The sequence below is a fragment of the Ornithinimicrobium tianjinense genome (assembly GCF_014636495.1).
GTDB lineage: Bacteria > Actinomycetota > Actinomycetes > Actinomycetales > Dermatophilaceae > Ornithinicoccus > Ornithinicoccus tianjinensis.
Window position 1 is genome coordinate 285758 of sequence record NZ_BMEM01000002.1, and the last position, 24417, is coordinate 310174.

23 protein-coding genes are annotated in these 24417 nt (G+C 72.6%); 9 read left to right on the forward strand and 14 right to left on the reverse strand.

The genetic code is table 11. The features are described from left to right. The first annotated feature begins 140 nt into the window (after positions 1 to 140). Positions 141 to 3902, forward strand: coding sequence for a type VII secretion EssC family protein (locus tag IEV65_RS09230; RefSeq protein ID WP_188430072.1), 3762 nt, complete (start codon positions 141 to 143; stop codon positions 3900 to 3902). On the opposite strand, the gene IEV65_RS09235 is transcribed toward IEV65_RS09230, so the two are convergent. Genes IEV65_RS09235 through IEV65_RS09245 form a run of 3 tightly spaced genes read right to left on the reverse strand, consistent with a single transcriptional unit; the run spans position 3884 to position 5678 of the window. After that, positions 3884 to 4294, reverse strand: a complete 411-nt coding sequence (locus IEV65_RS09235) for a hypothetical protein (protein WP_188430074.1) — start codon at positions 4292 to 4294, stop codon at positions 3884 to 3886. The genes IEV65_RS09230 and IEV65_RS09235 overlap by 19 nt on opposite strands. Beyond that, entirely contained in the window at positions 4291 to 4899 is a 609-nt protein-coding gene (locus IEV65_RS09240; RefSeq protein WP_188430076.1) for a GNAT family N-acetyltransferase, read from the reverse strand. The genes IEV65_RS09235 and IEV65_RS09240 overlap by 4 nt, the downstream gene beginning before the upstream one ends. A 5-nt stretch (positions 4900 to 4904) precedes the next feature. Continuing rightward, positions 4905 to 5678: a GNAT family N-acetyltransferase gene (locus tag IEV65_RS09245; RefSeq protein ID WP_229735141.1), complete on the reverse strand. Its 774-nt coding sequence runs from the start codon at positions 5676 to 5678 to the stop codon at positions 4905 to 4907. 56 nt (positions 5679 to 5734) lie between these two features. Here IEV65_RS09245 and IEV65_RS09250 point away from each other — a divergent pair, with 56 nt between their 5' ends. Beyond that, positions 5735 to 6298, forward strand: coding sequence for a PGPGW domain-containing protein (locus IEV65_RS09250; RefSeq protein ID WP_229735112.1), 564 nt, complete (start codon positions 5735 to 5737; stop codon positions 6296 to 6298). Here IEV65_RS09250 and IEV65_RS09255 read toward each other — a convergent pair. Genes IEV65_RS09255 through IEV65_RS09270 form a run of 4 tightly spaced genes read right to left on the reverse strand, consistent with a single transcriptional unit; the run spans position 6295 to position 10485 of the window. After that, entirely contained in the window at positions 6295 to 6858 is a 564-nt protein-coding gene (locus tag IEV65_RS09255; protein ID WP_188430080.1) for a P-loop NTPase family protein, read from the reverse strand. The two genes, IEV65_RS09250 and IEV65_RS09255, sit on opposite strands and share 4 nt — an antisense overlap. A 28-nt stretch (positions 6859 to 6886) precedes the next feature. Further along, positions 6887 to 8212, reverse strand: coding sequence for an MFS transporter (locus IEV65_RS09260; protein WP_229735113.1), 1326 nt, complete (start codon positions 8210 to 8212; stop codon positions 6887 to 6889). Then, entirely contained in the window at positions 8213 to 9748 is a 1536-nt protein-coding gene (miaB, locus tag IEV65_RS09265) for a tRNA (N6-isopentenyl adenosine(37)-C2)-methylthiotransferase MiaB (RefSeq protein WP_188430082.1), read from the reverse strand. It lies immediately after the preceding gene. An 8-nt stretch (positions 9749 to 9756) separates the two neighbouring features. Next, on the reverse strand, positions 9757 to 10485 hold the full coding sequence (locus IEV65_RS09270; protein ID WP_188430084.1) for a YoaK family protein: 729 nt from the start codon (positions 10483 to 10485) through the stop codon (positions 9757 to 9759). A gap of 82 nt (positions 10486 to 10567) precedes the next feature. On the opposite strand from IEV65_RS09270, the gene IEV65_RS09275 reads away from it, so the two are divergent. Together IEV65_RS09275 and IEV65_RS09280 are read left to right on the forward strand one after the other, a co-directional pair. After that, positions 10568 to 10981, forward strand: coding sequence for a hypothetical protein (locus IEV65_RS09275; RefSeq protein ID WP_188430086.1), 414 nt, complete (start codon positions 10568 to 10570; stop codon positions 10979 to 10981). Beyond that, a complete protein-coding gene (locus tag IEV65_RS09280; RefSeq protein WP_188430088.1) occupies positions 10978 to 11121 on the forward strand; it encodes a hypothetical protein in 144 nt (47 codons plus the stop codon). Before IEV65_RS09275 ends, IEV65_RS09280 begins: the two co-directional genes overlap by 4 nt. Positions 11122 to 11218: 97 nt before the next feature. On the opposite strand, the gene IEV65_RS09285 is transcribed toward IEV65_RS09280, so the two are convergent. Next, positions 11219 to 11824 (reverse strand): regulatory protein RecX, encoded by a 606-nt coding sequence (locus IEV65_RS09285; RefSeq protein WP_188430090.1) that lies wholly within the window; start codon positions 11822 to 11824, stop codon positions 11219 to 11221. Further along, a complete protein-coding gene (recA, locus tag IEV65_RS09290; RefSeq protein WP_188430092.1) occupies positions 11824 to 12924 on the reverse strand; it encodes a recombinase RecA in 1101 nt (366 codons plus the stop codon). Before recA ends, IEV65_RS09285 begins: the two co-directional genes overlap by 1 nt. A gap of 366 nt (positions 12925 to 13290) precedes the next feature. Between recA and IEV65_RS09295 the strand changes: the two genes are divergently transcribed. Genes IEV65_RS09295 through IEV65_RS09305 form a run of 3 tightly spaced genes read left to right on the forward strand, consistent with a single transcriptional unit; the run spans position 13291 to position 16137 of the window. Beyond that, positions 13291 to 14562: an aspartate kinase gene (locus IEV65_RS09295; protein WP_188430094.1), complete on the forward strand. Its 1272-nt coding sequence runs from the start codon at positions 13291 to 13293 to the stop codon at positions 14560 to 14562. Positions 14563 to 14567: 5 nt separating this feature from the next. Further along, positions 14568 to 15671, forward strand: coding sequence for an aspartate-semialdehyde dehydrogenase (locus IEV65_RS09300; protein WP_188430096.1), 1104 nt, complete (start codon positions 14568 to 14570; stop codon positions 15669 to 15671). A gap of 46 nt (positions 15672 to 15717) precedes the next feature. After that, on the forward strand, positions 15718 to 16137 hold the full coding sequence (locus IEV65_RS09305) for a hypothetical protein (protein WP_188430098.1): 420 nt from the start codon (positions 15718 to 15720) through the stop codon (positions 16135 to 16137). A gap of 181 nt (positions 16138 to 16318) precedes the next feature. Here IEV65_RS09305 and IEV65_RS09310 read toward each other — a convergent pair whose 3' ends face one another. Both IEV65_RS09310 and IEV65_RS09315 read right to left on the reverse strand, forming a co-directional pair. Next, on the reverse strand, positions 16319 to 16540 hold the full coding sequence (locus IEV65_RS09310) for a DUF3046 domain-containing protein (protein ID WP_188430100.1): 222 nt from the start codon (positions 16538 to 16540) through the stop codon (positions 16319 to 16321). A 9-nt stretch (positions 16541 to 16549) separates the two neighbouring features. Then, positions 16550 to 17473 (reverse strand): AEC family transporter, encoded by a 924-nt coding sequence (locus tag IEV65_RS09315; protein WP_188430102.1) that lies wholly within the window; start codon positions 17471 to 17473, stop codon positions 16550 to 16552. A gap of 76 nt (positions 17474 to 17549) precedes the next feature. On the opposite strand from IEV65_RS09315, the gene IEV65_RS09320 reads away from it, so the two are divergent. After that, the gene (locus tag IEV65_RS09320) at positions 17550 to 19403 is read left to right on the forward strand and encodes a carboxyl transferase domain-containing protein (protein ID WP_188430103.1); all 1854 of its coding nucleotides are present in this window, start codon (positions 17550 to 17552) and stop codon (positions 19401 to 19403) included. A 207-nt stretch (positions 19404 to 19610) separates the two neighbouring features. Here IEV65_RS09320 and IEV65_RS09325 read toward each other — a convergent pair whose 3' ends face one another. The 3 genes from IEV65_RS09325 to IEV65_RS09335 all read right to left on the reverse strand — a co-directional run bounded on the left by IEV65_RS09325 (position 19611) and on the right by IEV65_RS09335 (position 24097). Continuing rightward, positions 19611 to 21563: an ABC transporter ATP-binding protein gene (locus IEV65_RS09325; protein WP_188430105.1), complete on the reverse strand. Its 1953-nt coding sequence runs from the start codon at positions 21561 to 21563 to the stop codon at positions 19611 to 19613. After that, positions 21560 to 23488 (reverse strand): ABC transporter transmembrane domain-containing protein, encoded by a 1929-nt coding sequence (locus IEV65_RS09330; RefSeq protein ID WP_229735115.1) that lies wholly within the window; start codon positions 23486 to 23488, stop codon positions 21560 to 21562. The genes IEV65_RS09325 and IEV65_RS09330 overlap by 4 nt, the downstream gene beginning before the upstream one ends. A gap of 96 nt (positions 23489 to 23584) precedes the next feature. Continuing rightward, the gene (locus tag IEV65_RS09335; RefSeq protein ID WP_188430110.1) at positions 23585 to 24097 is read right to left on the reverse strand and encodes a hypothetical protein; all 513 of its coding nucleotides are present in this window, start codon (positions 24095 to 24097) and stop codon (positions 23585 to 23587) included. A 70-nt stretch (positions 24098 to 24167) separates the two neighbouring features. Here IEV65_RS09335 and IEV65_RS09340 point away from each other — a divergent pair, with 70 nt between their 5' ends. Then, the gene (locus IEV65_RS09340) at positions 24168 to 24368 is read left to right on the forward strand and encodes a hypothetical protein (RefSeq protein WP_188430111.1); all 201 of its coding nucleotides are present in this window, start codon (positions 24168 to 24170) and stop codon (positions 24366 to 24368) included. The last annotated feature ends 49 nt before the right edge of the window (positions 24369 to 24417 follow it).

Below are 24417 nucleotides of genomic sequence, written 5' to 3' on the forward strand. Positions count from 1 at the left end.
TCACCAGCCCGGCACCAGCACTGTAAAGGGTCTTGACCAAACGCTGACCAAACGCTGACCAAACCTGTGGACAACGAAGGCCCTGTGGACAGTCTGGTCGGCCCGGGACGGGCGTCACCCACGATGCAGGGGTGCGGATCATGGTGACCTCAGGCGGGCCCGAGCGCCCCAGGACCTGGCTCGTCGACGCCCCGGAAGGTGCCAGCGGCGAGGAGCTGCGAGAGCGCCTCGGCGCGACGGGGTCGGGCCCTGTCGACCCTCCCCGGCACGGGTATGCCGTGACCGCTCGGTCCGCCGTTCGGCGCGCGTCCAGCAGCCGGATCCTGGTGGTGGCCGGGCCCGATGCCGGTCTGTTCCTCCCGCTCGAACCGGGACGCTGGGCGAGCGTAGGTCGGGACCCGTTGTGCGACCTGACCATCGACGACCCTCGCCTGTCCCGGCGGCACCTGCGGGTGCGGCACGGCCGGGCCGGCTTCGAGGTCGAGGACCTCGGGTCCACCAACGGCGTGCGGACTCAGGGAGGGTCAGCGGCCGAGGTCGCGGATGCTGCGGCAGGCCCGGTCTGGCCTGCGGGCAGCGTGCTGCTGGCCGGGGGTTCGGCACTGTCGCTCGAGGTGGACGACCATGCCCCCATGCCGGGGACGGTGTGCGGAGGCCGGCTGCTGGTGAAGCCCTGGCCTCGTGCCCGGCCTGGTCTGGCCGACGCAGAGCTGCGGACACCGGCTGAGCCCTCGCGACGCTCCGTGCGACCGCCCAGCGTCTGGACCTGGGGACTCCCGCTCCTGGCCTCGCTGGTCGCCGCCGCGGTGCTGCGGATGCCGCTCGTCCTCGTGCTGGGTCTGCTAGGACCTGCGATGGTCCTCGGGCAGCACCTGGGCGACAGGAAGTCCGCGGCCAGGGAGCACGCGGAGGAGCTCGACACGTGGCGCAACGCCGTCGACGACATCCGTGTGCGCGCCGCCAGCTGTGTCGATCACGAGCGTGCCGTCCGATGGCAGCTGACGCCCGGGGTCGCCGGTGCGGTGCGGGCGCTGTGCCCGGCCCCGAGCACCGTGCTCTGGGGGCGTCGTGGCGAGGACCCCCTCGTGGTCCTGGGGGTGGGTGCGGGCCCGACCGGCGTGGTGGTCGACGGTCGTCCGCTCGAGAGTGACGGCCTGCCTGTGGTCCTGGCGCTGGACGGTCCCGTCGCGGTCGTGGGCGCGCCGCACCTGCGTGACGCGGCCGCGCGCTCCTGGCTCCTTCAGCTGGTCACCGGTCATCCGCCGGACGAGCTCGCGGTGGTGGTGTCCCCTGATGAACTCTCCGACCAGGCCTCGTGGGACCTGCTCGCCTGGATCCCGCACACCCGTCCGCGCGTTGCGGACGGCCTGCCTCTACAGCTGCGGTGGGGCGAGGACCTGGTGCTGGTGGACGACGTGCGCGACGCACCCCAGGGCGTCACCCGGGTCGTGCTGCACGCGCACGACCTGGCCACCCTGGAGAGGCCCGGCCGCCCGTCGGCACGCTTCATACCCACGCTGCTCGGGCTTGCTCCCGCCCGGGCCCTCGCGCGGCGGATGGCTGGCCTGACGACCGGGACGTCCGGCTCCGGCGGTGCGTCGGAGCCGCCGCGCCTCGGCGACCTCCTGCCCTGGCCGGTCAGCCCCGAACAGGCCCGGCGTGGGTGGGCGGACGGTCCCTCGATGGGAGTCGCGCTGGGTCTGGACGCCGAGGGCGCCCCCGTGGTCGTCGACCTGACGAAGCAGGGTCCGCACGCCCTCGTCGCCGGCACCACCGGATCCGGCAAGTCCGAGCTGCTGCGCTCGCTGGTGGTCGGCCTGGCCCTGCTCAACCCACCGTCTGCGCTGTCGGTGCTGCTCGTGGACTACAAGGGCGGGTCCTCGCTCGCCGGGTGCGCCGGTCTACCCCACGCGGTCGGGCTGGTCACGGACCTGGACCCTCACCTGGGTGAACGGGTCCTCCTCTCGCTCCGCGCAGAGCTCACGCGGCGGGAACGGCGGCTGGCGGAGGCCGGGGTGCGGGACGTGCGTGACTACCGCGGCGGCGACCTTCCCCGGCTCGTCGTGGTGGTCGACGAGTTCCGGGTGCTCGCCGAGGAGCTCCCGGACTTCATGGCCGGGATGGTCCGGCTCGCCGCGGTCGGGCGCAGCCTCGGCCTCCACCTCGTGCTCGCCACCCAGCGACCCGCCGGGGTGGTGGGGGCCGACCTGCGCGCCAACGTCAACCTGCGGATCGCCCTGCGCGTCCGTGACGTGGCCGACAGCCTGGACGTCCTGGAGTGCCCCGACGCGGCCCGGCTGCCGGAGGGTGAGCCCGGGCGCGCCCTGCTGCGCACCGGGTCGACGACCCCGCAGCCCCTGCACGTGGCACCGGTCGGGCGGCCGCGGCGCCGGGTGTCGAACGAGTGGTCGGTCCGCGAGGTGACCGACGCCTGGCACGGCTGGGCGGAACTGCATACCGAGGCCACTGAGGAGGACACCGCCGCGGACCTGGAGGACCTGGTGGAGGTCCTGGTCGCGGCGGCCGGCGACGTGCGCCCGCCGCCGGTCTGGCTCGCGCCCCTCCCGGACGTCGTGGGCGACGCCGAGCTGGAGGGGGTGGAGCCGCTCGAGGGTATGCCGCCCCACGCCAGGCCGTGGGCGCTCGTCGACCTGCCCGGACAGCAGCGCCGGGCAGCGCTCGGGTGGGCGTTGCGGGGGCATGTCGGCGTGGTCGGTTCCGCGCGGACCGGCCGGACGACCGCGCTGGTGGCGCTCGCCCGTTCGGCTCCCGGCGCCTGGCTCTACGTCCTGGACGTGGGGCGCGGGCTGGAGGGCACCGGGCTGGGCGAGGACCCCCGCGTGCGGGCCTGGGTCGGGCCTGAGGACCGCGCGCACGGGCTCCGGGTGCTGGAGGTGCTGCTGGCCCTGGCCGAGGAGCGAGTGCGCTCTGGCGCTCACCTGCCACCGGTCGTCGTGCTCGTCGACGGGTGGGACAGGTGGGTGGAGGCGTATGCCGAGCTCGAGGCGGGTCGTGGCGTCGACCTCCTCCTCAGACTGCTCCGCGAAGGGCCGGCCGCCGGTGTGTTCGTCGCCGTCAGCGGCGACCGTGCCCTGCTGGGGGGCAAGATCGCACCGCACCTTCCCGAGGTGTGGGCGTTGCGCCTGCACGATCCCGGCGACCTGGCGATGGCGGGCCTGAGGGCCTCCCAGCTGCCCAGGCACCAGCCGCCCGGGCGGATGGTCCGCACCAGCGACGGGACGGTAGCGCAGGTCCTGCTGAGCGACGGTCGGCCTGAGGAGGCGAACGGGACCCCTGCGCCCACGAGCGGGCCGGCCGGGCAGCCGCCTGGAGCACCGGGCCAGTGCGCTCCGCCACCGCGCGTGGTCAGGCTGCCGCTGCGGGCCCACGGCCAGAGCTGGGCGGTCGGCGGCGACGAGGCCTCGCCGGTGCCCGAGCCCATCGGCGCGTTCCTGGTCGTCGGCCCGCCCAGGTCAGGGGTGAGCAGCACGCTGCTACGGCTCGCCGGTGCGCCCGGGCCCACCACCGTGCACGTCGCGCCGGGGAGCTGGGAGGACGGAGAGCTGGCCCGGCACCTCCAACAACCGGGCACGACGACCGTCATGGTCGACGAGGCTCACCTGCTCGTCGGCACCCCGACGGAGGACCTCGTCCTCGACTGGGCGACGCGCACCTCGGGCCGGCTGCTCGTGGGCGCGGACGCGGACGCGTGCGCGGGTCTCTACCGCGGGCTGGTGCCCCACGTGGCCCGGGCACGGCGGGGGCTGCTCCTCCAGCCGCAGAACGCCCAGCACGGGGCGGTGCTGGGCGTCCGGGCGCCGCTGGGCCACCCGGCCGTGCCGGGCCGGGGCGTGCTCGTCGACCGAGGGAGGTGCACGCGGGTTCAGGTGCTGCTGGGGTGACCCTCCAGCCGGCCCATGAGGAACACGCAGGCCACGGTCGCGGCACTGCCGACGAGCAGGATCGTCGCCAGCCACCAGGGCGCGAACTGGAACATCGCGATCCCGAGCGCGACGAGCAGGAAGTTGAAGGCGATGACCGGCGCCTGGGCGCGGGGGTGGCGGTGCCACAGCCCCTTCGCGGAGTAGGCCAGGCCGATCACGAAGACCGCCATGGTCGCCACCGACATGATGACCACCATCGGGTCGGTGCCCTTGCCGGTGGCCAGCTCGTAGAGGTAGAACACCGCGATGCCGACCAGCGCCACGGCCTCGAGCACGACGAGAGCGACGGCCACGCGCCCGGCCAGCAGCTCGCGCGGCGTCGGGTCGGTGGTGGCGTTGCGGGGGCTCATGCCGACGCTCCCGCCAGGCGGGTGCCGAGCCGCCGCTGCAGCTCCCCGCGCACGGCCGGCCACTCGGCCGCCACGACCGAGTAGACGCAGGTGTCGCGGACGGAGCCGTCGGGCATGACCATGTGCTGGCGCAGGATCCCGTCGAGCTTGGCGCCCAGCCTCTCGATGGCGGCCCGGGACTGCCGGTTGAGCCAGTGCGTGCGCAGCTCCACGGCGTGGCAGCCCAGCGTCTCGAAGGCGTGAGCGAGCATGAGCAGCTTGGCCTCCGCGTTGACGCCGGTGCCCTGCGCGGAGCGCGCCAGCCATGTCGAGCCGATCTCGAGACGGCGGTTCGGCTCGTCGAGGTTCATCAACGTGGTCATCCCGACCGGCTCGCCCGTCGCGCTGCGGCGCACCGTGAAGGGCACCATCCGCCCCTCCCGCAGCAGCCCGAGCCGACGCTCGATCTCCGCCGCCATGGCCTCGGGGCGGGGCACCGAGGTGTACGTCAGCCCCCAGAGGTCGCCGTCCCCGGCGGCCGCGACCAGACCGTCGTGGTCCTGCGGCGAGAGGGGTGTCAGCGTGACGAGGTCGCCGGTCAGCGTCACCGGCTCGGCGTAGGGCATGACGGTCATCCTAGGTCGGCCACGGCCGGCGACGGCGCGAGCGAGCGCGTGTGCAGGTGCCGCGCGACGGCATACCCGAGGCGCTCGTAGAGACGCACGGCGACGGCGTTGGCGGTGTAGACGCCGAGCGTGGCGACGCCGTGCCGCGCCACCGCGCGACGGGTGAGCTCGGCGGTGAGCCCCGCGCCCACCCCGCGGCCGCGCAGGTCGGGGCGCACCACGATCCCGGCCAGGTGCGGAGCGCCCGTCGCGAGCGTGTGGAGCGCACCGACGGCGGCGAGCCCGCCGCGGTCACGGACACCCAGCCACAGGCTGGCCAGACCGCGCCCGGGGTGGCCCTCGAAGTCCGGGTTGTGGCTGCGGCCGAAGTCACCGATCTGCTGCGTGTCCTCCGCGTCGTCCAGCTCGACGAGCCCCTCCGGCGCGGCCGGCAGCCCCTCCGCGCGCGTCGTCACCATGAAGGTCCAGCGGCCGGAGCCCGTGATCCGGTGGCCCGTCGGGGTGGCCAGCGGGCGGTGCGGCGCGGTCGAGAACCACTCGACCCCTACCGACCGCACCTCCGCAAGCTCCAGGAGGGCGGCGAGCGCTCCGTCCTCCGCTCCGGCAGCGGCGCCCGGGCCCACCTCGGCCAGGCCGCCCCAGTGACCCGACGGACGCCACGGGTCGACATAGGCCCAGCCCTGGTCCGAAGCCACCGCCAGCACCTCGGGCCCGGTCGTCCAGCGCACCATCGGGTCGTGCCCGCTGCGGGCGAGCAGCTCGTCCCGGCCGATCGCCATCCACGTCACGCCGGGCAGGATCGCACATGTCAGCCCGGCCGCTTAGTCTGTGCCCCGTGCGCGACTTCGCCGCCGGTGCCGTGAAGCGCCTGGCCCTCGAGACCCTCGGGTGGACGGTGCTGACCCTCGGTGTGCTCGCGCTCTTCCTCCCCGGTCCCGGTCTGCTGCTGACCTTCGCGGGGCTGGCGATCCTCTCGACGCAGTACGCCTGGGCCAAGAACCTCACCGAGCCCGTGAAGCTCAAGGCGCTGCGCGGCGCCGCCGAGGGCGTCGAGACCCGCCTCCGCGTCGCCCTGTCCGCCCTCGTCGCGCTGACGATGAGCGCGATCGGGGTGGTCTGGGTCCTGGCGCCCCCGGCCCCCGACTGGTGGCCGCTCGACGAGCGGTGGTGGCTCTTCGGCGGGACCCCGGTCGGCTGGACCGTCCTCGGGTCCAGCCTCATCGCCCACGTGCTCCTGGTCTACTCGGTCCGCCGGTTCCACCACCGCCCGGCGGCCCTCGCGGAGCTGGGCCGGATGGAGGCCGAGCACCGCCGCAAGGTCGAGGCGCGCAAGGCCGATCACCACCAGCACCACCGGCACGACGACCACGAGCACGACCACGCGGCCGGCGACGCCTAGAGCGACGGCACCTCCAGCTCACCGAGCAGGCGCTCCAGCTCGCGCGGGTGCGACAGCCTCAGGACCGGTATGCCGTCCGGCCGGCTCTCCCACTCCCGCATCCTCGCGCGCTTGCGGGGGAAGCTGCGGACGTGCCACAGCAGGATCGAGTCCCGGGACAGGATCTGCCGGGCGGTCTCGACGTTGCCGTTGCACATCTGCGTCCGCATCGCCCATCGGCCGAGGGTGCGACGCACCAGCCGCCCCAGGCTGAGCCACCGGGGGTAGTCCAGGCCGACGACGACCTCCGCCCGCGCCAGGACCAGGTCGGACCACTTCCCGTAGGCGCTGTCCAGGACCCAGGTGTCCTGCGCGACGATGCCGGCGGCGATGGCCCGCTGGTCCTCGGTCGGCCGCTCGACCCAGCCCGGGAGCCAGCCGACCTCCTCGTCCACGAGGTGGACGGGCAGCCCGAGCAGCTCCCCCAGCCGCACGGCGGCCGTCGACTTGCCCGAGCCGGTCACCCCATAGAGGAGAACGCGCGACGCGGACCTCAGGTCGTCGACGGTGCCTCGGCTCACCGGTGGATCGTAGCCGGGTTCGCGCGCCTCAGCGCTCCACGCGGTAGGCCGTGAACACCGGCGCCAGGCGCGCCGCCAGCAGCACGCCCAGCACCACGAGCACCCCGCCGACGAGGGTCGCCAGGCCCGGGCCGAGCACCGCTCCCGCGCCGCCGTGCAGCACGTCCGCGACCCGGGGGCCGCCCACGACGACCACGAAGAAGACGCCCTGGAGCCGGCCGCGGACCTCGTCCGAGGCCGCCTCCTGGAGCATCGTGGTCCGGAACGCCGCCGAGGCCATGTCGGCAGCCCCGGCCACCGCGAGGAAGAGCACGGCCAGGACCAGCAGCGTCCACAGCAGCGACGAACCCTCGGGCCCGGCCGGCCCGAGCGTCACCGACCCGCCCGCCCGGCCGGCCGCCATCACGGCCGCGCCGGCCCCGACGATCCCCAGCCCCCACACCACGATGGCCAGCACGACCGCCCGGCCCTGCCGCTCCACGCCGCTGACCCACCCGGAGAAGACGCCGCCCAGCGCCCCGCCGAGCGGGATGGCCGCCATCAGCAGCGCGAACGCGATCCCACCGGCGAGCGGCCCCCCGAAGGACTCGTGCGCGATCTCCGGGAAGAGCGCGCGCGGCATACCGAAGATCATCGCGATGAGGTCGACGACGAAGCTCATGAGCAGGACGGTGTGCCAGCGCAGGTAGCGCAGCCCGTCCAGCACCGAGCCCAGCCCGACCCTGCGCACGGGCGCGCCCGTCGGCGGCATGGGCGGCAGCCGCAGCACGGCCCAGAGCGTCGCGAGCAGGAAGACCGTGTCCACGGCATACAGCACCGGGAAGCCCAGGACCGGGATGAGGGCACCGCCGACGAGCGGCCCACCGATCGCGCCGAACTGCATCACCGTCATGTTGAGCGCGTTGCCGGCGGGCAGCTGCTCGGCGGGGATCAGCCGCGGCAGCAGGGCCGCGCGCGCGGGCTGGTTGACGGCGAAGCAGGCCTGCTGGAGCGCGAAGATCCCCAGCAGCACCCAGACGTCCTCCACGCCTGCAGCCGCCTGCCACCACAGCAGCCCGCTCGTGGCGATGAGTCCGGTGGTCGTCAGGAGCAGCAGCGTGCGCTTGTCGTGGTGGTCTGCGAGCGCGCCGCCGTAGAGGCCGAAGACGACGAGCGGCACGAGCGCGAACAGGCCGGCCAGACCGACCATCGCCGAGCTCTGCGTGATCGCGTAGATCTGCGCGGGGATGGCGACCACGGTCAGCTGGGCGCCGATCACGGTGATGATGTTGGCGACCCACAGGCGCCGGAAGTGCTCGTTGTGCAGCGGCCTGGTGTCGGCGAAGACGGCGCGCAGCCGGTCGCGGACGCCCACTCAGTCGAGGACGGAGCAGGCGGGCGCGCTCACCTCGCGCGCGGGCGGCGCGCCGATGCTGGGTATGCCGAGGCTCACCGCCGGCTTGCGCGTCGCCCCCGAGCCCGGCTCGGACCCCTCCTGGAGCGCCGCCCAGGCGTCGCCGCCGCGGGTGCGGCGCACGGCATACACCCCGCCCTGCACGCCGGAGTCGGCGAGGAGGTGGTGGGGCGCGCCGTAGGTGACGGCCACGGTGACGGTGTCGCCGGGGCGCGGACGCTCGGCGCCGGCGGGGACGGCGAAGTGGACGAGGCGGTTGTCGCGCGCGCGGCCGGACAGACGCTCGGTCTCGGCGTCCTTGCGGCCCTCGCCGGGAGCGACGAGCACCTCGACCTCGCGGCCCTCCTGCTCGCGGTTGCCCGCCCAGGAGATCTCCTCCTGCAGCTCGATGAGACGGTCGAAGCGCTCCTGCACGACCTCCTTGGGCACCTGGTCCTCCATCGTCGCGGCGGGGGTGCCGGGGCGGATGGAGTACTGGAAGGTGAAAGCGCTGGAGAAGCGGGAGGCGCGCACGACGTCGAGGGTGTCCTGGAAGTCCTCCTCGGTCTCCCCCGGGAAGCCGACGATGAGGTCGGTGGTGATCGCTGCGTCGGGGATCTGCTCGCGGACGCGGTCGAGGATCCCGAGGAACCTGTCCGAGCGGTAGGACCTGCGCATCGCCTTGAGAACGCGGTCCGAGCCCGACTGCAGCGGCATGTGCAGGCTCGGCATGACGTTGGGCGTCTCCGCCATCGCGGTGATGACATCGTCCGTGAACGCGGCCGGGTGCGGGCTGGTGAAGCGCACCCGCTCCAGCCCCTCGACCTGGCCGCAGGCGCGCAGCAGCTTGCCGAACGCGAGCCGGTCGCCGAACTCCACGCCGTAGGTGTTGACGTTCTGGCCGAGCAGGGTGATCTCGACGACGCCCTGCGCGACGAGCGCCTCGATCTCCGCGAGGATCTCCCCCGGGCGGCGGTCCTTCTCCTTGCCGCGCAGCGCGGGCACGATGCAGAACGTGCAGGTGTTGTTGCAACCGACCGAGATGGACACCCAGGCGGAGTATGCCGAGTCGCGCCGGGTGGGCAGGGTGCTGGGGAAGGTCTCGAGCGACTCGAGGATCTCGACCTCGGCGGCCTTGTTGTGGCGGGCGCGGTCGAGGAGCGCGGGCAGCGACCCGACGTTGTGGGTGCCGAAGACGACGTCGACCCAGGGGGCCCTCTCGACGATGGTGGCGCGGTCCTTCTGCGCCAGGCAGCCGCCGACCGCGATCTGCAGGTCGGGGTTGGCCAGCTTGGCCGGCCGCAGCTGCCCGAGGTTGCCGTAGAGCTTGTTGGCGGCGTTCTCGCGGACGGCGCAGGTGTTGAAGACGACGACGTCGGCCACCTCGGGACGCTCGGTCGCGGGCAGGCTGGCGAGATCGACGTAGCCGGCGGTCTCGAGGAGGCCGGCCAGTCGCTCGGAGTCGTGCACGTTCATCTGGCACCCGTGGGTGCGGACGTCATAGGTCTTGGTGCTCATCGCACCGTCTAGGGTACGTCGTCCACGAGGGGCGGGACGGCCACGACCAGCAGCAGCGCCGCGGGGACCAGCAGCACGACGAACCCGAGGGCAAGGTAGCCGAGGGCGCCCAGCACGCCACCGAGGAAGAACAGGCCGACGAGCATGGCCAGCATGGTGAGCTTGGCGAGGTCGCCGCGCACGGGGTCGGTGTCGACCATCCGGTCGCGGTAGGCCGACTTGCCCAGCTCGATCCCGATGTCGGTGATCATCCCGGTCACGTGGGTGGTGCGGATAGTGGCGTCTGAGACCTTGGTGATGAGGGCGTTCTGCAGGCCCATGACGAAGCAGAGGACCGCGACCAGTGGCCACTCGCGGTGGCGCCAGGTGAACTGGTCCGCGATGCCGCCCAGCAACAGCACCAGCAGCGCCTCCGTCAGCAGGACGATCGCGAACCGGTCGCTGCGGTGCCGACGCCGCGCCCAGTTGAACTGGATGGCGCACGTCATGGCGCCGAGGATGAAGAACACGATCGACACCACGCCCAGGCCGACGAGGCGCCAGCCGGCCAGCACGAGATGGTCGGCGACGCTGGCGGTGATGCCGGTCATGTGCGAGGTGTAGAAGCCGACCGCGACGAACCCCACGGAGTTGAGCACGCCGGCCACCCACGCGAGCAGGTAGGCGAGGTGGCGGTTGGTGCGCTCGTCCCGCTCGGGACCCGCGAGCTTGAGGACCGGCCAGTCGGGAAGGCTCATGAGGAGTAGCCCATCACGTCCGGCGTAGGCTGTCAGACACAGGCGATGACGTCCCTGACGGCACACCAGCGAAGGAGCAGGTATGAGCGACCAGGCCGACCGCGAGCAGATGGGCGACGACCTCGGAGTGTGGAGCGTCGACGCCGAGGACCAGCTGCAGCCCGAAGACACCCTCGACGGTGACGGGGACGTGCTCGACCGCGGCATCGTGGCCGCTGACCGGCCGTTGGGCTCGCTCGCCTACGGGGTCACCGCCGAGGAGCAGTCGCGCGAGGAGACGATCGACCAGCGCATCCGCCAGGAGGTGCCGGACCCCTACTCCGCCTACGGCGCCCCCGACAACGAGTCCGGCCTCGACGAGGACGACGGCATGGTGGGCGGGGACGACCCCGACGCGATCCGCGCCGAGCTCGACCACTACGGCGGCGACGGCGTGCGGGTGGGGCGCATCATCGCCCCGACCGCGGCCTGGGCCCGGACCGCGAGGCGCGGATGATCGCGCACGAGGGGCGCGCCACGAGCTGGGACTCACCCGAGGAGTCCGCGATGCACTACGTCGACCTCGACGACGACGCCGAGCTCACCGAGGAGGAGTGGCTGCCCACCGACGAGCCGGTCCACGACGAGGACGAGTAGCGGTCGTCAGGTTTGGAGAAGGCCGGACCGGACAGGCAGTACTGCCTGTCCGGTCCGGCCATCTCGCCTGTCCGGTCCGGCCGTACCGCCTGTCCGGTCAGTCGCGCCGGTGCTCCGGCAGGCCGTCGAGCGCCTCGCGGATGACCTGGTAGGACACTCCCGAGCCGTAACCCTTGCGGGCCAGGAACCCGGCCAGCCGGCGGGTCTGGACCTCGCGGTCGAGCCCCCGCATGGTCCGCAGCCGGCGGGCGACGAGCGCCCTGGCCTGCTCCTTCTCGTGCTCGGGGTCGATCTCCTCGAGGGAGGCGTCCACGATGCCGTCGGGCACGCCCTTGGCCCGCAGCTCGTGGCGTAGCGCCTCGACGGCCAGACCCTTCGTCTCCTGCTTGGACCGGATGTACATCTCGGCGTAGGCCTCGTCGTCCACGAGACCGATCTCGGCCATCCGGTCCAGCACGCGCAGTGCGACCTCACGCTCGCAGCCTCGCTCGCGCAGCTTGTCCTCCAACTGGCGACGGGTCCGCGGCCCCATCGCCAGCTGGCGCAGCACGATCTTGCGAGCCACCGCGTGGGGGTCCGGCGCAGCCTCGGTCCGACCCGGACCGTCGGGGCCGGGCGCAGGACGGAGTCCGGAACCGCTCGCAGCCGCCTCAGCGGCCGCGAGCGCCTCGCGGGCGGCGGACAGCCGGTCTGCGGCCGGCATCAGAAGTCGACCGGGACCTCACCGGTGACCGGGTCCACCCCGGCCGGCAGGTCGTCCACTCCCTCGGGACGCACGCCGATCCCGAGCTTGGCCTTGATCTTGCGGTCGATCTCGTCCGCGAGGTCGGGGTTGTCCTTGAGGAACTGCCGGGCGTTCTCCTTGCCCTGCCCCATCTGGTCGCCCTCGTAGGTGTACCAGGCGCCGGACTTGCGCACGAAGCCGTGCTCCACGCCCATGTCGATCAGGCCGCCCTCCCGCGAGATGCCCTGGCCGTAGAGGATGTCGAACTCGGCCTGCTTGAACGGCGGGGAGACCTTGTTCTTGACGATCTTGGCGCGCGTGCGGTTGCCGACCGCATCGGTGCCGTCCTTGAGCGTCTCGATCCGACGGACGTCGATGCGGACCGAGGCGTAGAACTTCAGCGCCTTGCCACCGGTCGTGGTCTCGGGCGAGCCGAACATCACGCCGATCTTCTCGCGCAGCTGGTTGATGAAGATCGCGGTGGTGCCGGTGGTGTTGAGGGCACCGGTGATCTTGCGCAGCGCCTGCGACATCAGCCGTGCCTGGAGACCGACGTGGCTGTCGCCCATCTCGCCCTCGATCTCGGCCCGGGGCACGAGCGCCGCCACCGAGTCGATGACGATGATGTCGAGAGCGCCGGAGCGGATCAGCATGTCCGCGATCTCCAGCGCCTGCTCACCGGTGTCGGGCTGGCTCACCAGGAGGGCGTCGGTGTCGACACCGAGCTTCTTGGCGTACTCCGGGTCGAGCGCGTGCTCGGCGTCGATGAACGCCGCGATGCCGCCGGCCTTCTGGGCGTTGGCCACCGCGTGCAGCGCGACCGTCGTCTTACCGCTGGACTCCGGACCGTAGATCTCCACCACGCGGCCGCGGGGCAGGCCGCCGACACCGAGCGCCACGTCGAGCGCGATGGACCCGGTGGGGATGATCTGGATCGGCGGGCGGTCCTCGTCGCCGAGGCGCATGACCGATCCCTTGCCGTGCTGCTTCTCGATCTGGGCCATCACCGTCTCGAGCGCGCGCAGCTTGTCGCTGCCCGCCCCCCGCTCGGTGCTCTTGGGTGCCGTCTTCGTGGCCATGTCCTGCTCCTTCGTCCTCGTGGTGAGCGCGCCTGCCTGCGACCGACCTCCGGCCGACGACCCTCCCTCCGGAGGCGCCTCGTCCGTGTCCTGCCAGACGCTAGGCGCCACCACCGACAGACCCGCGCGTCCACGCCATACCTGTGGACGACGCGCCCGCCGAGCGGCACCGTGTGGACAACACTAATCGAATATCTGTACGAAACAGCACCTCTCGACGGCGTGTCGCCCACACCCGTCCGCCGCCCCCCGTTCCCTGACGTCAAGCGCACGCCCGCGGCCCCCTACACTTGATCACCATCCCACGGGACCCCGACGCCGCCGTCTCCCCTGGAACTCGTCATACCCCTGACCAGGAAGCCTCCCATGACCCTGCTCGTGATGAAGTTCGGCGGCTCCTCCGTCGCCGACGCCGAGGCGATGCGCCGTGTCGCCGACCGCGTCGTCGCCGCGCACCGCGCCGGCAACCAGGTCGCCGTCGTCGTCTCCGCGATGGGTGACACGACCGACGAGCTGCTCGACCTCGCCGCCCAGATCGCCCCGGGCACCCCGCCCGAGCGCGAGATGGACATGCTGCTCTCGGCCGGCGAGCGCATCTCGATGGCCCTGCTGGCCATGGCGATCCAGCGTCTCGGAGTGCCGGCCAAGAGCTTCACCGGAGCCCAGGCCGGCATGCGCACCGACACCGCGCACGGCCGCGCCCGCCTCCTCGACGTCCAGCCGCAGCGGGTGCGCGCCACTCTTGACGAGGGCGCGGTCGCCATCGTCGCCGGCTTCCAGGGCGTCTCCGTCGACGACGACGTCACCACCCTTGGTCGCGGCGGGTCCGACACCACCGCCGTCGCGCTGGCGGCCGCGCTCGAGGCCGACGTCTGCGAGATCTACACCGACGTCGACGGCCTCTACAGCGCGGACCCGCGCATCGTCCCCACCGCCCGCCGCGTGACCCGCCTCACCATCGAGGAGACCCTCGAGATGGCGGCGCACGGCGCCAAGATCCTGCACCTGCGCGCGGTCGAGTACGCGCGTAGGTTCCACGTCCCGCTCCACGTCCGCAGCAGCTTCTCCGACCAGGAGGGCACGTGGATCCTCGTCGGCCGACCCCTCACGGAGGACACCATGGAAGAGCCCATCATCTCGGGCATCGCGCACGACACCTCGCTCGGCAAGGTGACCGCCGTCGGGATCCCCGACCGTCCCGGCGCCGCAGCAGCGGTGGTCGGCGCCGTCTCCAAGGCCGGCGTCTCGATCGACATGATCGTCCAGAACGTCTCCACGTCCGACGCGCACACCTCCGACATCTCCTTCACCATCCCCGAGGCGGACGGCACTACGACCGTGGCCGCCGTCCGGGCCCTGCAGGAGCAGATGGGCTTCGCCGACGTCCTCTACACCAGCCACGTGGGCAAGCTCTCCCTGGTCGGCGCGGGCATGCGCTCCAACCCCTCGGTCGCCTCCCGGCTGTTCCAGTCGCTGGCCGACGCGGGCGTGAACATCGAGATGATCAGCACCTCCGAGATCCGGATCTCGGTGATCTGCGACCAGGCCGACCTGACCGAGGCCGTGCGCGCTGTGCACTCCGCCTTCGGTCTGGACGCCGACGAGGAAGCCGTGGTCTACGGCGGGACGGGACGGTGACCACGATGACGGGCCACCAGCGCCACCTGCACGTCGCGGTTGTCGGAGCCACCGGCCAGGTCGGCGCCGTGATGCGCCGACTGCTCGCCGAGCGCGCCTTCCCGGTCGCCTCGGTCCGCTACTTCGCCTCGGCGCGCTCCGCCGGCACCGAGCTGCCCTGGGACGGCTCCCCCAACGGCGTCGAGGGGTATGACGTGTCGCGCCAGATCGTCGTCGAGGACGTCGAGACCGCGGACCTGTCCGGCATCGACGTCGCGCTCTTCTCCGCCGGGGGCGGCGCCTCCCGCGCGCACGCCCCCCGCTTCGCGGCGGCCGGGGCCGTCGTCGTCGACAACTCCTCCGCGTGGCGGATGGACGACACCGTCCCTCTCGTGGTCAGCGAGGTCAACCCCGAGGCGATCGCCCTGGCGCTCGGCGAGGGCGGCTCCCGCATCGTGGCCAACCCCAACTGCACCACGATGGCGGCGATGCCGGTCCTGCGGCCGCTCCACGAGGCCGCCGGCCTCGAGCGCCTGCGCGTGGCGACCTACCAGGCCGTGTCGGGCTCGGGCCTGGCCGGCGTGAGCGAGCTGGGCGACCAGGTGCGGGCCGCGCTCTCCTCCGACGTGCCCGTCGAGGCCCTCACCCACGACGGCGCGTCCGTGCAGCTGCCGGAGCCCGCGGCGTATGTCGCGCCCATCGCCTTCAACGTGCTCGCGATGGCCGGCGACCTCGTCGAGGACGGCGAGACCTCCGAGGAGGTCAAGCTGCGCAACGAGTCGCGCAAGATCCTCGACATCCCCGGGCTCGCCGTCTCCGGCACGTGCGTGCGCGTTCCCGTCTTCACCGGTCACAGCCTGGCGATCCACGCTGAGTTCGGTGCCCCGATCACCCCGGAGCAGGCGACCGCGCTCCTGGGCGACGCCCCAGGTGTCCAGCTCGCCGACGTGCCGACGCCGCTCGAGGCGGCCGGCCAGGACCCCTCGTTCGTCGGTCGGATCCGCGTCGACCAGAGCGTGCCGGACGGGCGCGGCCTCGTGATGTTCGTCAGCAACGACAACCTGCGCAAGGGCGCGGCGCTCAACGCGGTGCAGATCGCCGAGCTGCTTCTCGAGCACGACCTGGGCTGACCGCTCTGCGGATGACAGGCAGCGGTCCGCGGGGCAGGGTGGTGCCATGACCGAGAACCCCAGCACCACGCCTCTGACCGATGACGACCGCGACGTGATCCGCAGGTCCGCCTTCGGCGCCATGGCCCTCGTCTCGAGGTCCGACCCCGGCTTCTTCGCGATGTTCAAGGAGTCGATGGCCGGCTCCAAGGCGCTGCAGGAGGCTCCCGCCGAGGTTCAGCAGCTCCTGCGCGAGGGCGGCTTCCCCACACCTCCGACCGGCAGCCCGCAGGAGGTGGAGACGACCGTCCTCGGCGAGCTCGGCCAGGCCATGACGGTCCTGCGCGCCAAGGCTCCTGAGCAGGCGGCCGGCTACCGCGACGTCATCCTGGCAGCGGTGGACCGCGTCGCCAGCGCCTCCGACGGGGTGGCGCCCGAGGAGACGGCGATGATCAGCAAGATCCGCGACGCGCTCGAGACCTCCTGACACCACGGGGGCCATCGTCCCGTGCCATCGTCCCGCGATGATCGTCACGCGGTTCTCGGGACCGTTCCCGAGAACCGCGTGACGGCAAGCACGGGACGCAGGGCTCACGGGGACCCGACACGGCGACCGGCCTTCCACGGGTGACGGCCTGAGCGCCCTGCCTGCCGGCCCGAGCCTGATGTCAGTCGCGCCGTGGGGGCTCGGGGAGGAAGTGGTGCTCCGGCGGCACGTGGAGGTCGCGCACGACGGCCTCCCACACCCGGCGCGCCTGCTCCCCGTCCGCGAGCGCCTGGTCCACCGTGCGTCCGCCCAGCGACGCCAGCACCTGCTGCTCGGCGACGACCGCGGCATACCCCCGTCCGAACTCCTGCTCCAGCAGGACCCACAACTCGCTCAGCCGCATCGGGCCAGCCTACGCACCGCCGACGAGCGCCACGACCACGAGCATGGCGGGCATCGCGAGCAGGGTCGTGGCGAAGACGCAGTCGCGGGCCACCGTCTCGGCACGCCGGTAGGCCACCGCGAGGACGAAGACGTTCTGCGCGGTCGGCAGCGAGGACATGACGGCCGCGGCCAGCACCTCCTGCTCCGAGAGACCGAGGCCGACAGCGGTGGACCAGGCGACGAGCGGCATCAGCCCCAGCTTGAGCAGCACCATGAGCCCCAGCTCGGCGAGCGTGCCCTTGCCCCTCGGCGGCGGCGAGAGGCGCAGCGAGATCCCGAAGGCCAGCAGCATGCCCGGGATCGCCAGACCACCGACGAGCTCCGCCGGGTCCCGCACGAGAGGCGGGACGGTGACCCCGCTGAGCGCGACGGCCAGGCCCAGCAGGCTGCCGATCGTCAGCGGGTTGGTGAACGGCGATCGCAGCAGCCGTCCCAGCGAGACCCTGCCCTCACCGCTGGCGTCCAGCGCCGCCAGCCAGGTCGGCTGCAGGAACAGCAGCTGGACCAGCAGGATCGGCGCGGCCCACTGCGCGTCGCCGAGCACGTAGGCGGCGATCGGCACGCCCAGGTTGTTGGAGTTGACGTAGGTGACGCCCATGCCGCCCATCAACGTGTGGGTCAGCGGTCGTCGCAGCACCACGCGCGCCAGGAGCAGGTATGCCGCGGCCGTCACCAGGATCCCGGCGAGGGTCGCGAGCAGGAAGCCGGAGAAGAGGACGTGGACGTCGGCGTCGGCGACGACGAGGAACAGCAGGGCCGGCGAGCCCACCCAGAAGGTGAGCCGGGCGAGCACCCGCTGCTCCGTGGCGCCGAAGAGCCGCGTGTGCGCGAGCACCCAGCCGACCGCGACGACCGCCGCGATCAGCCAGAACCCTTGGAGGACCGCGACCACGGTGCGTCATTATCCGCCGTCGTTCTCGCGTCGGCAGTGTCGGGACTGACGGCGTCGCGCTGCTAGCCTTTCGGGAATGACCGATTCGCCGAAGCGTCCCGATCCCCACGAGGACCACGACGCCGACTACGTCACCGGCGACGGCGGCGTCACCCGCGACATGCTGGACCTGCGACCGGTGGTCCCACGCACGGTGGCCAACCTCTACGAGTCGCGTCCCAAGCTCAACCCCAACCAGGCGATCAGCGCCTTCGTCGAGCGTGTCCACCTGCAGGAGCGGCACGGCCACCTGCGCGTGGTCGACGACCTCATCGGCCTGCAGCGCCGGGTCGGTGACACCATCGAGCACTACAAGGACAAGCTGCTCAACGCCGAGGCCAAGAGCGGTGCCACCGAGTCGGCGAAGTTCGGGATCGGCAACTTCAACGGCGAGCGCGCGGTCGTGTATGTCGTGGACTGGGCCTTCTTCGCCGGCTCGCTGGGCGAGGTGGCGGGCGAGAAGTTCGTGCAGGCGGCCCGGCTGGCCGAGCGCGAGAAGCTGCCGCTGGTGAGCATGGGCGCCTCCTCCGGCGTGCGCCAGCACGAGAACGTCCTCGGACTGGTCCAGATGCAGCGGATGGCCGCTGCGGCCAACAAGTTCCAGCACACGACCAACCGTCCCTACATCTCGGTCCTCGCAGGCCAGGTCTGGGGCGGCATGTCCGCGAGCGCCGTCCCGGTCGCCGACCTCGTCGTCGCGCTCGAGGGCACCGACTACGGCTTCGCGGGTGCCCGCGTCATCGAGACCTTCGAGGGCAAGGCCGTGCCCAAGGGCATGCAGAGCGCCGAGGCCAACTACCTCGACCGCAACGTCGACGTGCTCGTCAAGGACGTCGACGAGCTCATCGAGTGGCTCGGCCGCATCTTCAAGGCCGGCCGCAGCACCACCCGGCTCAAGCCGCGTCCCGAGGGCGCCCCGCGACCGGGCGACGTGGTGGCCGGCGGCCGGCCGGTCACGAGCGGCCCGGAGGGCTTCAGCGCCGCGCTGTGGGAGCGGCAGGTGCCCGAGCAGACCGTGCAGATCCCGCGCGACCGGCGCGACCGCAACGGCGAGATGGCGACTCGCGAGGCGCTCATGGCGCGCTACAACGAGATCGCCGCGAGCGCCAGCCGTCTGGACACCGAGTTCTTCCTCCAGACGGTGTTCGACACGGCCGTGCCGTTCTACAACCACGTCCGGTTCGAGGACGAGAAGAAGTACCCCAACATCATCGCCGGCCTCGGCACGATCGGTGACCAGACCTTCATGGTGATCGGTGACCAGCCCTGCTACACGATCTCCTCCGGCTACGTCGGCAAGCGCCCGGCCAACCCCGGCCCCGAGGACTTCGAGTACGGCGTGCGCATGATGCAGGCCGCGCAGCGCTGGGGCCTGCCGATCGTCTTCTTCACCGACACCCTGGGTGCGCTGCCGACGATGGCCGCCGAGCGTCGCGGCCAGTCCCGCGCGATCGCCCAGAGCATCAAGACCTCCGCGTCTCACCCGTTCCCGACCGTGTCGGTCATCAGCGGCGCGATGGGCAGCGGCGGCGGCCTGGCGACGACCCCCTTCGGACGCCACACCGTCATGCTGGACAGTGCGCTCGGCTTCGTCTCCGAGCCCCGGTCGACCGCGACGATCCTGTATGCCGAGGCCAACCCCTCGGTGGACCAGGTGGCGATGACGCTGGAGACGATGCGCGCCTCCGCCGAGGACCTGCGCAGCCAGGGGCTGGTCGACACGATCGTCCACGACGCCGACGACCCCTACGACACCTCGCGCGAGCTGCGCGCCGCGATCGTCGACGGCTACAACCGGCAGGTGGGTCTCACCCCGCGCCGCCTGCGCCAGAAGTCCGACGAGCGCCTCCGGCCGAAGACCCTCGGCAGGATCGCCCACGACTCCGAGTAGATGCTTGTGCAGCGCTGTTGTGACACCACGAACGCCCAGGCGTTCCTTGTGACGCAACAGCGCTGCACAAGCATGGTTGTCTGACCGGCTGCGGTTGTCTGACTGGCTGCGGTTGTATGACCTGATGCGGTTGTCCGACCTGGTGCGGTTGTCTGACCTGATGCGGTTGTCTGACCGGCCCGGCTGAGCCTTCTCGGCCCAGCCTTCTCAGCTGGTCCAGGCCCGCCAGAGCGCGGCATACTCGCCGTCGGCGGCCATCAGCTCCTCGTGCGAGCCGAGCTCCACGATCCGGCCCTCCTGCACGACCGCGATGCGGTCCGCGTCGTGCGCGGTGTGCAGCCGGTGCGCGATCGCCACGACCGTCCGGTTGGTGAGCAGGGCGTTCATCGACCCCTCGAGGTGCCGGGCGGTGCGTGGGTCGATGAGCGAGGTCGCCTCGTCCAGGACGAGCGTGTGCGGGTCGGCCAGGATCAGCCGGGCCAGCGCGACCTGCTGCGCCTGCGCGGGCGTGAGCGCCTGGTGTCCCGAGCCAAGGACCGTGTCCAGTCCTTGCGGGAGCGCACGCACCCAGCCGGCGGCGTCCACGGTCTCGAGGGCACGCCATACCTGCTCGTCGGTGGAGCCGTCCCGGGCGAGGACCACGTTGTCGCGGACCGAGCCCCGGAAGACGTGGTGCTCCTGGGTGACCAGGGCGACCTCGGTGCGCAGCACGTCGAGCGGCAGCTCGACGAGCTCGACGCCACCGACAGACGCGGAACCCGACCGCGGCCCGTGGATGCCGGAGAGCAGACGGCCCAGGGTGGACTTGCCCGACCCTGACGGCCCGACGATCGCCAGCCGCTCCCCCGGCCGCAGCGCGACGTCGACGCCGTGCAGCACGTCGACGCCCTCGCGGTAGGCGTAGTGCAGGTCGCGCCCGACCAGCTCGCTGCCGACCGGGAGCGCCTCGCCGGCCTCGCGGTCCGGCGGCACCTCGGCGATGCCGAGCAGGCGCGTGGTCGACGCGATGCCGACCTGGAGCCGGTCGATGGTGCCGACGAGCCGGTCGAAGGGGCCGTAGAAGGTCTCGATGTAGAGCATCGCCGCGGTGATCTGGCCCAGCGTCACGGCACCACGCGAGTAGAGCAGGGCGCCCACGACGAGCGTGATCACGCGCGGCATCGAGAAGGCCATGTCCATGATCGCGAAGAGCTGGTTGCGCAGGACGAGGCCGTAACGCTCGGCCTGCGCGCTCACCTCGATGTCGTCCACCGAGGCCTGCCGGCGCTCGGCCTGCAGACCGAAGGCCTCCACGGTGCGCGCGCCCTCGACCGTCTCGGTGAGCGTGGTGTTGATGAGGGAGTAGGTCGCGCCCTCGAGCAGGTAGGCCGCCGGCGCCTGCTGGAGGTAGCGGTGCACCTGCCACAGCGACAGCGACGCGGTGATGAGCGTCGGCACGGCGAGCGCCCAGGAGTTGACCACCATGGCGACGACCGTCAGCAGCACGGTGACCACGCCGATGATGAACTCCGGCAGCGCCCAGCGCACCGCACCGCTCATCGAGCCGACGTCACGGGTCACGCGCGTGACGAGGTCGCCGGTGCTGGCCGACTCGACCTTGCCCAGCGGCAGCCGCAGGACGGCCCGGATGACGTGCTCGCGGGCCTCGGCGAGGACGTCCTGCCCGAGCACGGCGGCGAGCCACTTGGCCAGGAAGGTCAGCACGGCCTGAGCCACGAGGACGCCCACGACGACGAGCGCGAAGTCCGACACCACGCCGGCCGCCGGACTCCCACCGGCCTCGACGACCTGGTCGACGAGGCGCCCGAGGAGCATCGGCACGGCCAAGCCGGCGGCCGCCGCCAGCGCGTTGGCGAGCGTGACGAGCACGACGAAGACCCAGCGGCGTCCGAGCAGCTCGCGCAGGTAGGCCACCACCGTGCCCGAGGAGGCCACCGGCAGCCCGCGCACGGGGGTGCGGCTGGCGACCAGGTTGTCCTGGGCGCGCTCGCGCCGCAGCCGGTGCCGCTCCCACAGGAGGCGGTAGCGCTCCCCCGTGCTCACCGTGCCGGGTGCCGGTGCGCGCAGCGCGTCGGGGACAGCCGGCGGGCGATCGGTGGCGTCGCGCCAGGTGCGGGTCGACTCTGCGGCACGCGCGGCGTCGAGGTCGGGGACGGTCATGACTGGGTCACCTCCTCCGGGTGGTGGTCCGAGACGTGGTCAGGAAGGTGCTCGGGTATGGCGTGGTGCTGGGCAGGCTCGTCCGGCACCTCCCAGGGCTCGTGGGCGTCGAGAACGGCCTCGGGCTCGGCCGCGTCGCCGCGCAGCACCGTCCGCCGGTAGCCGTCGTGCGTGGCCACGAGCTCGTGGTGGCTGCCGACGGCCACGACCCGGCCGCCCTCGAGCAGCGCCACCTCGTCGGCGTGGTGGAGCAGGAGCGGGGAGGCCGTCATGACGACGGTGGTCCGACCCCGGCGGTGCTCCGGGAGCCGCTCGGCGATCCGCGCCTCCGTGTGCGCGTCGACGGCCGAGGTGGGCTCGACGAGGACGAGCACCGGGGCGTCGGCCGCGAGCGCGCGGGTGAGCACGAGCCGCTGTCGCTGACCTCCGGACAGCCCACGGCCGCGCTCGTCGAGCACGCCCTGCCAGCCACCGGGCATGAGGTCGAAGACGTCCTCGGCGGCCGCGGCATACAGCGCCGCCTCGGCCTGCGGCAGGGTCAGCCTCCCGTGCGGGTCGACGGCGTCCTGGAGCGTCCCGGCGAAGACGTGCGCACCCGTGTCGCTGACCAGGACCGTCTCGCGGACCTGCTCGATCGGCAGCGCTGCCAGGTCCACCCCGCCCAGCCGCACGCCCCAGGGCCGCTCGGCGCGCTCGGCGTCGCGGCGGGCCAGCTCGGCGCGTGCGCGCAGCTTCTCGCGATGCGCGCGCTTGGCCGCGCGACCGGTCACCTCGTCGTCCTCGTCGGCGGGCATGGAGTCCTCACCGGGCAGGTAGCGACCCAGGCGGTCCGCCAGCGCGGCCCAGTCGTCCGGGACCGCGCTGACGACCATGGTCAGCAGCCCCGGCCGCACGGTGAGGCCCGAGACCTCGTCGACCAGCTCGGCGCGGTGGTCGACGGCCTGGCGCTCGCGCACCGGCCAGGGGTCGGGGGTGCCCAGCACGCCGATGGTCTTGCGCGCCGACACGAACGAGCGGGTGATCTGCTGCGCCGCCTCGAAGACCACGCGGATCGGCTGCACGAGGAACAGCGCGTAGCCCAGGAAGGTCACGAGCTGACCGATCTGCAGCTCGCCCCGGCCGACCGCCCGCACGCCGAGGACCATGAGGGTCACGAGGAAGAGGCCGGACAGCAGCACCCCGACCGACTCCACGAACGCGGCCCAGCCGCCCGCCTGCACCCCCGCCCGACGCACGCGCTGGCTCTGCCCGGCGTAGTTGTCGCCGAAGATCCGCTCGCCGCCGATGCCGCGCAGGATGCGCAGGCCGGCGACGATGTCGGTCGCCATCGAGGTCAGCTCGGAGTCGCGCGAGCGCTCGCGGGTCTGCGCGGCGGACAGCGGCCGCAGGAGCACCGAGGACACGACGACGAGCAGCGGCGCGACGAGCAGCACGACCAGCCCGAGCGGGACGGAGATCTGGAGCACGATGACGGCCACCACGACGTAGGCGATGACGTTGCCGACCAGGCGCGAGACGATCTCGACGAAGTGGCCGAACTGCTCGCCGTCGCTGCCGTTGACCGACAGCACCTCACCGGTCGGCGCGCGGCGGGTCAGCACGTGCCCGAGACGGGTCGTCTTGTTGGTCACCAGGCCGGTCTGGCCGTAGGAGGCGACGAGCCACGAGCGCACGACGACCGTGTGGTAGAAGACCCCGCTGCTGGCGCCGACGAGCGTGATGAGCAGCAGCACCAGGCACCACATGAGGGTGCGGCCCGTGTCCCCCGCGACGATGCCTTCGTCGATGGCGCGACCGAAGACCCACGGGGTCATCGCCGTCGGCAGCATCCAGAGCAGGCTGCAGAGGCAGGCGGCGACCATGAGGTCGCCCTGCTGCCGCATGAGCCACCAGAGGAAGCGTCCGGGGCCGCGGGTGTCGGGCACGTGGGACGAGCCTGGGGTCCAGGCCGTCACGGTGGGAGGAAAGTCGCGCATCAGGTGTCCCAGCGTAGGTCTGCCCTCCGACACACCTCCACCCATTTAGCGGAGCGACCCCCTGGCCTCACGCAGGTCCAGCACCAGCCGCGGCGTCGCCCACCTGCGCACCCCTGACCACCACCGACCGACCGGCCAGGCGAGCCGTGCGACGTAGTAGTTCACGTGCTCGACGACGCCGAACAGCCACACGCCGCCGAGGAGGACGCTGAGCACCGCACTGCCCGGGCGAGCCAGGACCAGCCCCACCAGACCGGCCGCCAGGAGCAGCGGGTTGGCGAGCTGGAAGGCCCGGTATGCCGTCGCCGCGCCGGCGGGCATGGTCCGGCCCACGAGGCCGACCCAGGACCGCGCCAGCAACCAGTAGACCCCGGCCTGCACGAGCACGAGCACCAGCGGCCCGAGCGCCGACCAGAGCGCGACCGCGCCCGCGGTGCCGGGCAGGCGCGGGGCGAGCTGCGCCATACCGACAGCGGTGAAGACGGAAGCGGCGACCAGCTCGCCGATCCCGAGGCTCAGGTACCTGCGTCTCAGCCGCGCCCGCCGCTCCCCCTCCACGCGCAGTCACGCTACCCGGCGCGTGAGAGGATTGGCGGGAGACCCGACCGCTCCCAGCACTGGAGGACACGTGAGCACTCGGCAGGACCTGGCCTGGTGGCAGAAGCTGCTCGTCGCGCTGAAGCTCTGGCGCCCGACCTACATCACCGAGCACCACCGGATGCGGGACATGGAGCGTCCGCCGGTCCCCGAGGTCACCGGCGCCTACGGCAACCGGGTCGACCTGAGCAAGCGCCGCAGGCTGGTGCCGCAGTCGGGCGACCAGCGCTGACGTCCGGCTACCGGCGCCGACGTCTGTCGGTGGCCGGTGGCACAGTGGT

What these genes read in the sequence shown, in the direction of transcription:
- IEV65_RS09275 (WP_188430086.1), top strand. Translation starts at nt 10,568, where the DNA reads ATGAGCGACCAGGCCGACCGCGAGCAGATGGGCGACGACCTCGGAGTG.
- IEV65_RS09235 (WP_188430074.1), bottom strand. Translation starts at nt 4,294, where the DNA reads ATGAGCCCCCGCAACGCCACCACCGACCCGACGCCGCGCGAGCTGCTG.
- miaB (WP_188430082.1), bottom strand. Translation starts at nt 9,748, where the DNA reads ATGAGCACCAAGACCTATGACGTCCGCACCCACGGGTGCCAGATGAAC.
- IEV65_RS09240 (WP_188430076.1), bottom strand. Translation starts at nt 4,899, where the DNA reads ATGCCCTACGCCGAGCCGGTGACGCTGACCGGCGACCTCGTCACGCTG.
- recA (WP_188430092.1), bottom strand. Translation starts at nt 12,924, where the DNA reads ATGGCCACGAAGACGGCACCCAAGAGCACCGAGCGGGGGGCGGGCAGC.
- IEV65_RS09310 (WP_188430100.1), bottom strand. Translation starts at nt 16,540, where the DNA reads ATGCGGCTGAGCGAGTTGTGGGTCCTGCTGGAGCAGGAGTTCGGACGG.
- IEV65_RS09245 (WP_229735141.1), bottom strand. Translation starts at nt 5,678, where the DNA reads ATGGCGATCGGCCGGGACGAGCTGCTCGCCCGCAGCGGGCACGACCCG.
- IEV65_RS09300 (WP_188430096.1), top strand. Translation starts at nt 14,568, where the DNA reads ATGACGGGCCACCAGCGCCACCTGCACGTCGCGGTTGTCGGAGCCACC.
- IEV65_RS09320 (WP_188430103.1), top strand. Translation starts at nt 17,550, where the DNA reads ATGACCGATTCGCCGAAGCGTCCCGATCCCCACGAGGACCACGACGCC.
- IEV65_RS09270 (WP_188430084.1), bottom strand. Translation starts at nt 10,485, where the DNA reads ATGAGCCTTCCCGACTGGCCGGTCCTCAAGCTCGCGGGTCCCGAGCGG.
- IEV65_RS09230 (WP_188430072.1), top strand. Translation starts at nt 141, where the DNA reads ATGGTGACCTCAGGCGGGCCCGAGCGCCCCAGGACCTGGCTCGTCGAC.
- IEV65_RS09325 (WP_188430105.1), bottom strand. Translation starts at nt 21,563, where the DNA reads ATGACCGTCCCCGACCTCGACGCCGCGCGTGCCGCAGAGTCGACCCGC.
- IEV65_RS09280 (WP_188430088.1), top strand. Translation starts at nt 10,978, where the DNA reads ATGATCGCGCACGAGGGGCGCGCCACGAGCTGGGACTCACCCGAGGAG.
- IEV65_RS09285 (WP_188430090.1), bottom strand. Translation starts at nt 11,824, where the DNA reads ATGCCGGCCGCAGACCGGCTGTCCGCCGCCCGCGAGGCGCTCGCGGCC.
- IEV65_RS09305 (WP_188430098.1), top strand. Translation starts at nt 15,718, where the DNA reads ATGACCGAGAACCCCAGCACCACGCCTCTGACCGATGACGACCGCGAC.
- IEV65_RS09295 (WP_188430094.1), top strand. Translation starts at nt 13,291, where the DNA reads ATGACCCTGCTCGTGATGAAGTTCGGCGGCTCCTCCGTCGCCGACGCC.